Raw genomic sequence first — 12,842 nt, 5'->3', positions numbered from 1 at the left:
AAGTTACTCGTGTGACAGGCGGTGGGCCGATCTTAACGATGTGTGGCGGAGCGTGCAAATTTCCCTCTTAATTTGCTGATCGGACTTGTTCGGCGTACAAGTGTACGCTATTGTGCCAATCGAATTCTTATATAAGTACGACATACAGAGGTATTGAATGAAACGTGCAGTGATTACTGGCCTGGGCATCGTTTCCAGCATCGGTAATAACCAGCAGGAAGTCCTGGCATCCCTGCGTGAAGGCCGCTCGGGGATCACTTTCTCTCAAGAACTGAAAGATTCTGGCATGCGCAGCCATGTCTGGGGCAATGTAAAACTGGATACCACGGGCCTTATTGACCGTAAAATTGTGCGTTTCATGAGCGATGCGTCTATTTACGCCTACCTTTCTATGGAACAGGCGGTGCAGGATGCGAAGCTTGATGCGGACGTTTACCAGAATAATCCGCGCGTGGGTCTGATTGCCGGTTCGGGCGGCGGGTCTCCGCGATATCAGGTTTTTGGCGCTGATGCGATGCGCAGCGCGCGCGGCCTGAAAGCCGTTGGGCCGTATGTTGTGACTAAAGCGATGGCTTCTGGCGTTTCCGCCTGTCTCGCCACGCCTTTCAAAATTCACGGCGTAAACTATTCCATTAGCTCTGCCTGTGCCACATCTGCGCACTGTATCGGTAATGCCGTAGAACAAATTCAGTTAGGTAAACAGGATATCGTCTTTGCCGGCGGCGGCGAAGAGCTGTGCTGGGAACTGGCCTGTGAGTTTGACGCGATGGGCGCGCTGTCGACTAAATACAACGATAATCCGGAATGTGCTTCCCGTACTTACGATGCCAATCGCGATGGATTTGTTATCGCCGGCGGCGGCGGTATGGTGGTTGTAGAAGAGCTGGAACACGCCCTGGCGCGCGGCGCGCATATTTATGCGGAGATAGTTGGTTACGGTGCCACCTCCGACGGTGCTGATATGGTAGCGCCATCGGGTGAAGGTGCGGTGCGCTGCATGCAGATGGCGATGCACGGCGTTGATACGCCTATCGATTATTTGAACTCGCACGGTACTTCTACGCCGGTTGGCGATGTGAAAGAACTGGGCGCAATTCGGGAAGTCTTTGGGGATAAGAGCCCGGCGATTTCCGCAACCAAAGCGATGACCGGACACTCTTTGGGCGCTGCAGGAGTTCAGGAAGCCATCTATTCTCTGCTGATGCTGGAACACGGTTTTATCGCGCCGAGCATCAATATTGATGAGATGGATGAGCAGGCGGCCGGGTTGAATATTGTTACCCAACCGACCGATCGTGAGTTGAATACCGTGATGTCGAACAGTTTTGGCTTCGGCGGAACTAACGCTACGCTGGTTATGCGTAAGTATCGCGCCTAGACAGTGATGCTGGCCTCATTTTGGTGAGGCTTAGCGCAATGCGCGTTAAAACCCGGCAGATTGCGACGGCAATCCGCCGGGTTTTTTATTGCCAACTGAAAACCACGTCCTGTGAGCGTGGTCATCAACGGGCTCTGCCTTGTTGTTTTGGGATTTAAACCTCACAAGACTGGCAGAGACTTTTTTAAGGGATTTGGGATGTCCCTCTGGGGCATCAAAGCAGTGCCGCCTTCTATGAAGGCGGATTTTTACTGTTACCCCTAAACACCTCCTGGGGAGGTGGTGATTTATCCTGTAGGGCTATAGTCTGAAGAATGCCCATGCCGGAATAGCTCTGCTTACTCATCGCAAGTAAAAGGAGACAAACCAACACGGGGCTTTACAGGCGTTCATCACAGGTATATTGGCGTTGCAAATACCGACGCCAACGTATCGATTCAGGAGCCTTAAAGACAGGCCGGGCAAGGAGCTTTACAGGGCAATCTACATTCTATGCGGACTATGCGGCATAAAGGATTGTGAAGTTCCGGCGTTAAATGTTCAGCCAGCTCATGTACATCTGGTGGTCATCGTCCGACCTAAAATATTGATATCAACGCGAATGGGTCATTTGAAAGGTCGCAGTGCCATCAGGCTCTGTAATCGTTTTCCACCCATCGGGAAGAAGCTCCGGGGAAACCCTTTTGGACCCCGTGGGTAGTTTGTAGATACGGCAGGTGTGAACGAAGAAAGAATCAGAAGATATGTGCGGCATCAGGGGAAAACGGAGCAAACACATGAACAGCAGATGAAATTGCCGGAAGGTGACAATAGCCCTAGGGGCTTTCTCAAAAGCCACCGTCTAAGAAGGTGGTTTTTTACTGTCCGTTAAATGGGGTGTTTTGCCGGAGACGTCATCGCCTGGGGTGTGGCCTGGCCGGGAAAATCTACGCATGCCAAATCCCATTTTGTGGCTCACAGCTGATAAAAACTGGCGGAGAAACTGCGCGGGAGCGGGTTTCAAAAAGCTTTCGACGGCGGTGACTTTGCCAATGTCATATTGTCTTAACGTGAACTTGTCGCTTTCGGATACCGAAGAGAAAACCTGTTACTAAATGGCAGTCATCCAACAACTGTGAGGCAAAAGTCACCCTGTTCAAGCTCCCGCCGCGCGGCGCTGTCCAGCGCGCCGTCGGTAACGATATCAGTGAGCGCCCCCAACGGAGCGGCGTGAAATAAAGACCAGGTACCGTATTTGCTGCTGTCTGCCAGTAAAACCCGCCGACGGGCATTACCCACCACGCTACGCTTTAATGCGGCTTTTTCTTCGGTGGGAGCGGTAATGCCTTTTTCCAGACTCCAGCCGTTGCAGCTCACGAAAGCGATATCTGGCCAGATATTTTGCAGAAGCTGCCGCCCGTGTTCGCCTACGCAGGACTGGCTGCTATCGTCAATACGCCCGCCAATCACGGTGACTTCTATTTGTCGAAAGTCGGCGAAGAACAGCGCGATATGCAAATCGCTGGTGATAACGCGCAGCGGCAGATGCGTAACCTGGCGCGCCAGTTCAAACGTGGTGGTGCCGGCATCGAACAATACGGCATCGCCCGGCCTAACCATAGATGCGGCTGCGGTGGCAATCGCGCACTTTTCTGCCAGATTGCGCTGGCGTTTTTCGCGCGTTGTTGGCTGGGCGGGGATAAATCGGTTTAAGGTGACTCCCCCGTGAGTGCGGCTAATCACACCTTCTTTATCAAGCCGAATTAAATCGCGGCGAATGGTCGCGGGCGAAGCGTGAGTAACGGTGACTAATTGCTCGACCGTCACCAGATTCTGGCTTTTGAGAAAGTCCATAATCCGTTCAATGCGGTTATCGCCCTTCATACTGTTGCGCGCGCTCTTCATACCTTTAGAAAGAGCCGTTATGCTCGCAAACTTTTATCAGCCTGTCCAGGCAATCTCCGCCTGCGAAAGCCGCAGGGACGTTGACACTTTCCCCTGATTACAGGCACACTTGCAGCGCCGTCGCTTCTGGCGGCACGCAAATACAGTCACATTGACTCCACGCACCCTTGTTAACCTGAAATCGGGGGAGAGGGCGCGGTTATTCCTCGCCTTATTTTGTGCTCCCCTGGAGTGAGCGGTATGTCTGCAGTAAATCAAAAGAAAAAAACGCGGTCTGAAAATCTCTCTTTGTTCCGCATCGCCTTTGCGGTGTTCCTGTGTTATTTGACGGTGGGATTGCCGCTGCCGGTGATCCCTTTATTTGTGCATCAGGAGTTGGGGTTCGGTAACACACTGGTAGGCGTCGCGGTAGGGATCCAGTTTCTGGCAACGGTGCTGACTCGCGGCTACGCGGGTAAGCTGGCCGACCAGCGCGGCGCAAAACGTTCTGTTTTACAGGGCATGTTTTCCTGCGCGCTGGCGGGAGGCGCATGGCTACTGGCGGCGCTGCTCCCCGTAGATGCGGCAATCAAGCTGGGGTTACTTCTGCTCGGAAGGCTGGTCCTTGGATTTGGCGAAAGCCAGTTACTCACCGGCACGCTGGCCTGGGGAATGGGGCTGGTAGGGCCAGCCCGCTCAGGTAAAGTGATGTCCTGGAACGGCATGGCGATTTACGGCGCGCTGGCGGCAGGGGCGCCGCTGGGGCTGTGGATCCACGCGCGCTTCGGGTATGTGACCCTCGCGGGTGTAATCATGGTGCTGCCATTTGTCGCATGGTTATTTAACGGCGGCGTTAAAAAAATCGCGCCACAGCAGGGGGTGCGCCCTTCGCTGTTGAGCGTGGTTGGGTTAATTTGGCAGCCGGGGTTGGGGCTGGCGCTACAGGGCGTGGGATTTGCGGCTATTGGTACATTTGTCTCTCTGTGGTTTGCCAGCCGGGGCTGGCCGATGGCTGGCTTTACGCTGACGGCGTTTGGCGGAGCATTCGTACTGATGCGTATTTTGTTTGGCTGGATGCCGGACCGCTTCGGCGGCGTGCGGGTCGCTGCGGTGTCGCTGATGATTGAAACCGGTGGCCTGCTGCTGCTCTGGCAGGCTTCTAACGCCTGGCTGGCGCTGCTGGGCGCGGCCCTGACCGGCTGTGGCTGTTCGCTTATTTTCCCGGCGCTGGGCGTTGAAGTAGTTAAACGCGTGCCGGCCCAGGTACGTGGGACGGCGCTGGGCGGCTACGCCGCATTTCAGGATATCGCATATGCGGCCACCGGCCCGTTAACCGGGCTGGTGGCAACGTCGCTGGGGTATCCGTCGGTGTTTCTTACCGGTGCTATTTCCGCCGGGACAGGCATTCTGGTGACGTTAGTTGCTTTTCGCAGGAAAAAAATGCCGCCTGGCGAAAAGCAGCCTTAGCGCAATTTATATCAATAACCAGAATAAAATCACTAGTATCAGCACGATGAGCAGGCGACCCGGATGTGCAGCAACCAGTGTCTTAATGGGGTCAAGCACTGGTGCAATAAGCGGCGTATACTCCGGCGCCTCTTCTTCATGGCGGATTGCAGAGAGACGCTCCGCCCGCTTGAAAAATAAGTGGTTAAGAATATCAAGCGTTTGTGCCGGAGTTAGTACTGTCTGCGGCGTAACATTATGCCGCTGCTGGGCGTAATCATTTATTTCACGCCATTCGGTGCTCTCCAGCGGCTGTTTTAACGCTGCCTGCAGCGTATGTAAGTTCGGCGCCGGCTGCTGCGTCAGCGTCTGGCGCGCGGTTAGCCACGTGGTTAATAACGCGTAATGGCGCGCGGGGATTAAGTCTCCGTGTTTAACGCCGGAAAGTTCCATCATTGATTGCCAAATCAGCCGGGTTGATTCGCCGGTAGTGGCGCTCAGCCGGGCGGCCAGTTTATTCAACGCGCTGTGTTCCACCGGAAGTAGCGGCCTGTCGGTGGCTGGCCGCTGCTGCGGCTGCGGTATCGCTAATTGGCCGTTCTGCAATTTAACCAACACGTCTTTCAGCTGCTCGGGACTCAGTTGACTAAGAACCGTTTGCCCCCACGTAGCGCGAATAAATTCGCTGACCGCCTGCCGGTTGTTGCCCTGCTGCAGCAAACTGGTCAGTTGCTGGAGCGTCTGTCGCGTGGATTGATGAGACTGCGCCTGTTCAAGGCGCTGATTAAGGTAATGTTCGGCCGCTGGAAAATGCTGCGCGCTCAGCGGCCGATCGTTGCGCAAATTAATCGCGTGTTTAAGTCCGGCCCACACCTCAGCGGTTTGTTGCTGGGTCAGTGCGACAATACGCGTAATAATACGCTCCAGCGCGGTGTGCTGCTGGGGCGTGAGCGGCTGGCTCTGGGGGCCGCCAACAGGAAGATCTCCCGGAGGACGCGCGCCAGCGCCCGGAATGGGGTGCATCATTGATAATCCTTACGTTGACCAGAGAAGGGGGTATGCGCCGGGCCTGACCGCGGTTGAGTATGCCTGGCGGCGAGATTATGGCACACTTATTCTCTTTATACTGCAACCTTGCCTCTGCGTTGAACAATGCGGCGAACAAGCGGTGAAATGGCGCGCAATAGCGCCGCATTGTTGAACATTTTCACCGCTTTCTGGTTTTTAATTTCGCACTCAAACAGGTATTCGCGTGAAAATTCTCGTTGATGAAAATATGCCTTACGCCCGCGAGCTTTTTAGCCGGCTGGGCGTGGTTAAATGCGTGCCGGGGCGCCCCGTTCCCGACGCTGAATTGCAGGATGCCGATGCGCTGATGGTGAGGTCGGTAACGAAGGTAAACGCCGATCTGCTTTCCGGTACCGGAGTCCAGTTCGTTGGCACCGCCACTGCGGGTACCGATCATGTGGACCAGGACTGGCTACAACGGGCGGGGATCGGTTTCTCCGGCGCGCCGGGATGCAATGCTATTGCAGTGGTGGAATATGTATTTTCCGCGCTGCTGATGCTCGGTGAGCGCGATGGATTTCATTTGCGCGATCGCGTGGTGGGGATTGTTGGCGTTGGCAACGTCGGCGCCAGGCTGCAGGCGCGGCTTGAAGCGCTGGGAGTACGAACGCTGCTTTGCGATCCGCCGCGCGCCGATCGCGGCGATGACGGCCAATTTTATCCTCTGGAAACCCTGGTGGCACAGGCCGATGTGCTGACGTTTCACACGCCGCTATACGACGCTGGCCCTTATCAAACGCGGCATTTAGCCGATGAAGCTCTGCTGCGCGGGTTAAAACCGGGCGCTATCTTAATTAACGCCTGTCGCGGCCCGGTAGTCGATAACGCGGCGCTGCTGCGTTGCCTGGAGGAGGGGCAATCCCTGAGCGTGGTGCTGGATGTTTGGGAAAATGAGCCAGAGCTGAATACGGCGCTGCTGCAGCGGGTAGATTTAGGCACCGCCCATATCGCAGGTTATACCCTTGAAGGCAAAGCGAGGGGGACGACACAGGTGTTTGAGGCCTATAGTACATTTATCGGCCAGCCGCAGCAGGTGGCTCTGGAAACACTGCTGCCAGCGCCTGATATTACGCGCCTCGCGTTGCATGGTCCGCTGGATGAACCTACGCTCAAAAAACTGGTGCACCTGGTGTATGATGTGCGCCGCGACGATGCGCTGCTACGCCCGGTAGCGGACATACCCGGCGCGTTTGATAAATTGCGTAAGCATTACTGCGAACGGCGTGAGTGGTCTTCGCTGTACGTGCAGTGCGACGATGCTAACGCCGCGACGCTTTTACAGATGCTGGGCTTTAATGCCGTGCATCATCCTATACGTTAATCCGCATAAGCTGGCCCGCTGAGACTGACGGCGGGCATCACATTTTGTTGTCTGGAGTAAATCACCATGTCAGAAGGCTGGAACATTGCCGTATTAGGCGCAACCGGAGCCGTGGGCGAAGCGTTGTTAGAACAACTTGCCGAACGCCAGTTTCCCGTCGGAGAGCTTATCCCGCTCGCCCGGAGTGAGAGCAGCGGTGAAACCCTGCGCTTTGCCGGTAAAAGCGTTGTCGTGGAAGATGCGGAAACGTTTGACTGGACTCGCGCTCAGCTTGCCTTTTTTGTCGCAGGTAGTGACGCCTCAGCGCGCTATGCGGAGGAAGCGGCCAGCGCGGGATGTCTGATTATTGATAGCAGCGGACTGTATGCAATGGAGCCGGATGTGCCGCTGGTGGTGCCGGACGTGAATCCAGACGTGCTGGCGGATTATCGCAACCGAAATCTGGTGGCCGTCGCCGATAGTTTGACCAGCCAGCTTCTAACGGCGCTAAAACCTCTGATTGATGAAAACGGGCTGGCGCGAGTCCAGGTAACCAGTCTGCTTTCAGCCTCGGCCCACGGTAAAAAAGCCGTAGACGCATTGGCAGGTCAAAGCGCCCGTTTATTAAACGGGATGCCGGTAGACGACGATGATTTTTTTGGCCGTCAGCTCGCTTTTAATATGCTGCCCCTGTTGCCCGACCGTGAGGGAAGCGTTCGGGAGGAGCGGTGCCTGGTAGACCAGGTGCGTAAAGTACTGCAGGACGACGGTGCAATTGTTTCAGCAAGCTGCGTGCAGTCGCCGGTATTCTACGGACACGCACAAATGGTTAGCGTGGAAGGATTGCGCCCGGTATCGGCCGAGGAAGCCCGCGATGCGCTGGGGCGCGCTGAGGATATCACGCTGTCGGAAGAGGATGACTTCCCAACCCAGGTCGGCGATGCATCCGATAATGCCCGGCTTTCCGTTGGCTGTGTGCGCAATGATTACGGCGCACCGGATGTCATTCAATTCTGGTCGGTTGCCGATAATGTTCGCTTTGGCGGGGCTCTGATGGCTATCAAAACCGCAGAGAAACTGATTCAGGAGTACCTGTACTGATGGACGCGCAGCCAACGTCGCTTTACCGCCTGGCGCTGGGCATTGAGTATGACGGCAGCCGCTACTACGGCTGGCAGCGCCAGCGTGAAGTGCGCAGCGTACAGGAAAAGCTGGAAAAAGCGCTGTCGCAGGTTGCTAATGAATCCGTTAGCGTTTTTTGCGCAGGGCGAACCGATGCCGGCGTTCATGCGACCGGCCAGGTGGTTCATTTCGAAACCCAGGCAGCGCGCAAAGATGCGGCGTGGACGCTGGGGGTTAACGCCAATTTGCCGGGTGATATCGCCGTGCGCTGGGTGACGGAGGTGCCTGAATCTTTTCATGCGCGCTTTAGCGCGACGGCGCGCCGCTATCGCTACATTATCTATAATCACCGGCTACGCCCGGCGGTATTACAGCGTGGGGTAACGCATTTCCATATGCCGCTTGACGCCGGGCGTATGCACCGTGCGGCGCAGTGCCTGTTAGGCGAAAATGACTTCACGTCGTTTCGCGCCGTACAGTGCCAGTCTCGCACCCCGTGGCGTAATGTGATGCATATTCAGGTTGAGCGCTACGGAGCCTGGGTGGTGGTGGACATTAAAGCCAATGCGTTTGTACATCATATGGTGAGGAATATTGTCGGTAGCCTCCTCGAAGTGGGCTGCGGTAATCAGCCCGAAGCCTGGATTGCTGAACTGCTGGCGGCGAAAGACAGAACGCTTGCGGCGGCGACGGCAAAAGCCGAAGGACTTTATCTGGTTGCGGTGGATTATCCAGACGCGTACGCTATCCCCCGTACCCCATTAGGGCCGCTTTTTTTAGCGGATTGATATCCGTTGAGGAAATAAATCATTATGGATTTTATCCGTTTTGTTATTGATTTTATTCTGCATATCGATACGCATCTTGCGGAAATGGTTGCCCAGTATGGCATTTGGGTGTACGCCATCTTATTCCTGATCCTATTTTGTGAAACGGGGCTGGTGGTGACGCCTTTTTTACCCGGTGACTCACTGCTGTTTGTGGCCGGCGCGCTCTCGGCGCTGCCAGGTAATGATTTGAATGTTCACGCAATGGCGCTATTAATGACGCTGGCGGCGATTATCGGTGATGCGGTGAATTACGCGATTGGCCGGCTGTTTGGGGAAAAACTGTTTAGTCATCCCGACTCGCGAATTTTTCGCCGAAGCTATCTCGATAAGACGCATGCATTTTATGAGAAGCACGGTGGTAAAACGATAATTTTGGCCCGTTTTGTGCCAATTGTGCGCACTTTTGCTCCGTTTGTCGCTGGAATGGGACATATGTCATATCGCCATTTTGCCGCCTGGAACGTCTCCGGCGCGCTGGTTTGGGTACTGTTGTTTACCTATGCCGGGTATTTGTTCGGTGATTTACCTATTGTGCAGGAGAATCTGAAATTATTGATTGTGGCGATTATTGTCGTTTCTGTATTGCCCGGAATTATAGAAGTTGTGCGTCATAAGCGAGCCAGCGCTCGCCAGGTAAAAGAGTGATTCTTGGTCAATACCACCACTTTTTTATCCAAACTCGCCCGACGTTGTGTTTTAATGGGCGGCATTTATGGTCTGTGGGCGGCAAAAATGACATCATTTTCCCCATGGAAAAACTGGCATAGACCAGGTTCAGGCAGAAAGGTCATCAATGAGCTGGATTGAACGAATTCTCAACAAAAGCAATATCTCCCCAACGCGTAAAGCAAGTATTCCAGAAGGGGTGTGGACCAAATGTGATAGCTGCGGCCAGGTGCTGTATCGCGCCGAACTGGAGCGCAATCTGGAAGTGTGCCCGAAGTGCGATCACCATATGCGGATGTCCGCGCGCGAACGTTTGCACAGCCTTCTCGATCCCGAATCTATGGTTGAACTGGGCAGCGAACTGGAACCCAAAGATATACTGAAGTTTCGCGACTCGAAGAAGTATAAAGATCGTTTAACCAGCGCCCAGAAAGAAACCGGTGAGAAAGATGCGCTGGTGGTTATGAAGGGCACTCTGTATGGCAATCCTGTGGTAGCTGCGGCCTTTGAGTTCGCCTTTATGGGCGGTTCGATGGGATCGGTAGTTGGGGCGCGCTTTGTGCGTGCGGTGGAGCAGGCGCTGGAAGACAATTGTCCGCTGGTGTGTTTCTCCGCGTCAGGCGGTGCCCGAATGCAGGAAGCGCTGATGTCGCTAATGCAAATGGCAAAAACCAGCGCTGCGTTGGCGAAAATGCAGGAGCGCGGTTTACCGTATATTTCGGTATTAACCGATCCGACGATGGGCGGCGTCTCGGCGAGCTTTGCGATGCTGGGCGATCTGAATATCGCGGAACCAAAAGCGCTGATTGGCTTTGCCGGCCCGCGCGTGATTGAACAGACTGTACGTGAGAAACTGCCGCCGGGCTTCCAGCGCAGCGAGTTTTTGATTGAGAAAGGCGCCATCGATATGATTGTGCGACGCCCGGAAATGCGGTTTAAACTCGCGGATATTCTGGCGAAACTCATGAATCTTCCCGCCCCGGATCCTGAAATACAGCCGGCCCCGGTAGCGGAAACCGCACAGGACACCGATGCCTGACGGTTAACAGGCAGCGCTTCGGCGCTGCCTTTGCATCTCTGAACGCCTGCCACGGCGCGCCGCATTCGCGACAGGTTACGGTTAGCGTCTTTGGCGGGCCTGAACTGAAGCAGGTAACATGGCACAGACAATTCCTCAGGCTACGTCGTCTCTCCCTACGTGGCTTTCTTATCTGGAAAACCTCCACGCAAAAACCATTGATTTAGGCCTTGATCGGGTACGTCAGGTCGCAGAGCGGCTCGATGTGGTTAAGCCTGCGCCGTTTATTTTTACCGTAGCTGGCACCAATGGAAAAGGCACAACCTGCCGGGCGCTGGAGGCTATGCTGATGGCGGCGGGTTTGCGCGTTGGGGTATACAGTTCACCTCATTTGGTGCGATACACCGAGCGCGTGCGCATTCAGGGCGATGAACTGGCAGAAGCGAAGCATACCGCTTCATTTGCGGCCATTGAAGCGGCGCGCGCAGCTATCAGCCTGACCTATTTTGAATTCGGCACGCTGTCCGCTCTGTGGTTGTTCAGACAGGCACAGCTGGATGTCGTGATACTGGAGGTTGGGTTAGGCGGGCGTTTGGATGCTACCAACCTGGTTGATGCCGATGTTGCCGCGATAGCCAGTATCGCGCTCGATCATACCGACTGGCTGGGGCCGGACAGAGAGAGTATTGGGCGCGAAAAAGCGGGCATTTTTCGTGCGCATAAGCCTGCCATTGTTGGTGAACCCGATATGCCGCGCAGCATTGCCGCCGTGGCTGAAGCAACGGGCGCGCTGCTTCAGGCGCGCAACGACGCCTGGCGCTATAGCGCAGATGATACAAGCTGGGCATTTTCCGATACGTGCGGCGAACTGGCCGCGCTTCCGCTGCCGCAGGTTCCATTGCCCAATGCGGCTACTGCGCTGGCCGCGCTGCGCGCTAGCGGTTTGCCGGTGAGCGAGGCGGCGATACGCGCCGGTCTGGCGCAGGCGGCGTTGCCCGGCCGTTTTCAAATAGCGGGTAAAGCGCCGTGTGTGATACTCGATGTGGCGCATAACCCTCATGCCGCCGCGTATCTGGTTGATCGTTTAAATCAGCGGCCGCGCGCTGGCCGTCTACTGGCCGTGGTCGGGATGCTGCACGATAAAGATATTGCCGGTACGCTTGCGTGTCTGGAGCCGCTGGTGGATAGCTGGTATTGTGCTTCTCTTGAAGGGCCGCGCGGCGCAACGGCTCAGCGGTTGCTCGCGCACCTGCCCGCAGGGGTTGGGCCGGGGTTTGATAGCGTAGCCGAGGCGTGGCGCGCGGCGTGCGCAGAGGCGAATAAAGACGATACCGTGCTGGTATGCGGCTCTTTTCATACCGTAGCGCAGGTCATGTCGTTAATGGAGGCAGAGAAACGCGGTGGCGAGTAAATTTCAGAATCGATTAGTTGGGACGATTGTGCTGGTGGCCGTGGGGGTTATCGTGCTGCCGGGGCTGCTGGACGGGCAAAAAAAACACTATAAAGATGAATTCGCCGCTATTCCGCTGGTGCCAAAGCCCGGTGATAACAATGAGCAGGATATGCTTCCACCCGTTAGCCAGTCTTTGCCCAGCCAGCCGCCGGAAGGCGCGGCGGAGGAGATTAGGGCCAGTAACGCCGCAGGCGTAGATGCATCTCGCCTGCCTGAGATGGCCGGTGAGCGTATGGACGACACGCCGGTGAACGAGGTGAGTACGCCGGCGCCGAAACCCCAGCCAAAATCAAAACCACAGGTTCAGCCCCAACAAAAACCTGCGCCAAAGCCGGAAAATAAACCTCAGCCAGCGCCGCCGCCAGCGCCAAAACCGCAGGTTAAGGATATCGCGCCAGCGGGCAGCGCCTGGGTTATTCAACTGGGTGCGTTAAAGAATGCGGATAAAGCCAATGAAATTGTGGCGAAACTTCGCGGGGCAGGTTACCGAGCCTATACCATTCCTGCTACGCCGGTACAGGGCAAGATAAATCGTATCCTGGTTGGGCCTGATGCTTCTCGTGAACGGCTGGAAGCTTCTCGCGCAGAATTAACGCGGTTATCAGGTGGTTTGAGCGGCGTAGTAAAAAAATATACCCCGTAACAGCACGCTGTAACATAATGCATCCGCGCCGGCGAGAGTGGGTCACACACCGCCG

The 12,842-nt window shown here is 55.6% G+C and carries 11 protein-coding genes and 1 pseudogene; 10 read left to right on the top strand and 2 right to left on the bottom strand.

The annotated features are described in order from the left end of the window. Positions 1-157: 157 nt before the first annotated feature. Positions 158-1,378: a beta-ketoacyl-ACP synthase I gene (gene fabB, locus SFA31_RS17625; RefSeq protein ID WP_322839158.1), complete on the top strand. Its 1,221-nt coding sequence runs from the start codon at positions 158-160 to the stop codon at positions 1,376-1,378. A gap of 344 nt (positions 1,379-1,722) precedes the next feature. Further along, positions 1,723-2,174, top strand: a pseudogene (gene tnpA, locus SFA31_RS17620) (IS200/IS605 family transposase); the annotation flags it as partial. A gap of 305 nt (positions 2,175-2,479) precedes the next feature. Here the strand turns inward: tnpA and SFA31_RS17615 are convergent. Beyond that, positions 2,480-3,241 carry a DeoR/GlpR family DNA-binding transcription regulator gene (locus tag SFA31_RS17615; protein WP_322839157.1) on the bottom strand — a complete coding sequence of 254 codons (762 nt, stop codon included), beginning with the start codon at positions 3,239-3,241 and terminating at the stop codon, positions 2,480-2,482. Between the two features lie 261 nt (positions 3,242-3,502). Here SFA31_RS17615 and SFA31_RS17610 point away from each other — a divergent pair, with 261 nt between their 5' ends. Then, entirely contained in the window at positions 3,503-4,708 is a 1,206-nt protein-coding gene (locus SFA31_RS17610) for an MFS transporter (protein ID WP_322839156.1), read from the top strand. A 6-nt stretch (positions 4,709-4,714) separates the two neighbouring features. Here the strand turns inward: SFA31_RS17610 and flk are convergent, their stop codons facing one another. Next, positions 4,715-5,710 (bottom strand): flagella biosynthesis regulator Flk, encoded by a 996-nt coding sequence (gene flk, locus SFA31_RS17605; RefSeq protein ID WP_322839409.1) that lies wholly within the window; start codon positions 5,708-5,710, stop codon positions 4,715-4,717. Between the two features lie 229 nt (positions 5,711-5,939). Between flk and pdxB the strand changes: the two genes are divergently transcribed. The 7 genes from pdxB to dedD all read left to right on the top strand — a co-directional run bounded on the left by pdxB (position 5,940) and on the right by dedD (position 12,787). Further along, positions 5,940-7,076 (top strand): 4-phosphoerythronate dehydrogenase PdxB, encoded by a 1,137-nt coding sequence (gene pdxB / locus SFA31_RS17600; protein WP_322839155.1) that lies wholly within the window; start codon positions 5,940-5,942, stop codon positions 7,074-7,076. Between the two features lie 66 nt (positions 7,077-7,142). After that, positions 7,143-8,156 (top strand): aspartate-semialdehyde dehydrogenase, encoded by a 1,014-nt coding sequence (locus SFA31_RS17595; RefSeq protein ID WP_322839154.1) that lies wholly within the window; start codon positions 7,143-7,145, stop codon positions 8,154-8,156. After that, positions 8,156-8,965, top strand: coding sequence for a tRNA pseudouridine(38-40) synthase TruA (gene truA / locus SFA31_RS17590; RefSeq protein WP_322839153.1), 810 nt, complete (start codon positions 8,156-8,158; stop codon positions 8,963-8,965). Before SFA31_RS17595 ends, truA begins: the two co-directional genes overlap by 1 nt. Positions 8,966-8,989: 24 nt before the next feature. Next, entirely contained in the window at positions 8,990-9,652 is a 663-nt protein-coding gene (locus SFA31_RS17585) for a DedA family protein (RefSeq protein ID WP_322839152.1), read from the top strand. A gap of 148 nt (positions 9,653-9,800) precedes the next feature. After that, complete coding sequence (gene accD, locus SFA31_RS17580) at positions 9,801-10,712, top strand: acetyl-CoA carboxylase, carboxyltransferase subunit beta (protein WP_322839151.1); 912 nt, start codon at positions 9,801-9,803, stop codon at positions 10,710-10,712. A 118-nt stretch (positions 10,713-10,830) separates the two neighbouring features. Beyond that, positions 10,831-12,102, top strand: coding sequence for a bifunctional tetrahydrofolate synthase/dihydrofolate synthase (gene folC / locus SFA31_RS17575; RefSeq protein ID WP_322839150.1), 1,272 nt, complete (start codon positions 10,831-10,833; stop codon positions 12,100-12,102). Then, positions 12,092-12,787 (top strand): cell division protein DedD, encoded by a 696-nt coding sequence (gene dedD / locus SFA31_RS17570; protein WP_322839149.1) that lies wholly within the window; start codon positions 12,092-12,094, stop codon positions 12,785-12,787. The genes folC and dedD overlap by 11 nt, the downstream gene beginning before the upstream one ends. Positions 12,788-12,842 lie beyond the last annotated feature (55 nt).

The sequence above is a fragment of the Erwinia sp. HR93 genome (assembly GCF_034555055.1).
GTDB classification, from domain to species: domain Bacteria; phylum Pseudomonadota; class Gammaproteobacteria; order Enterobacterales; family Enterobacteriaceae; genus Apirhabdus; species Apirhabdus apintestini.
Note: the sequence above shows the minus strand (reverse complement) of the source record. Positions and strands in the feature narration are given on the sequence as shown.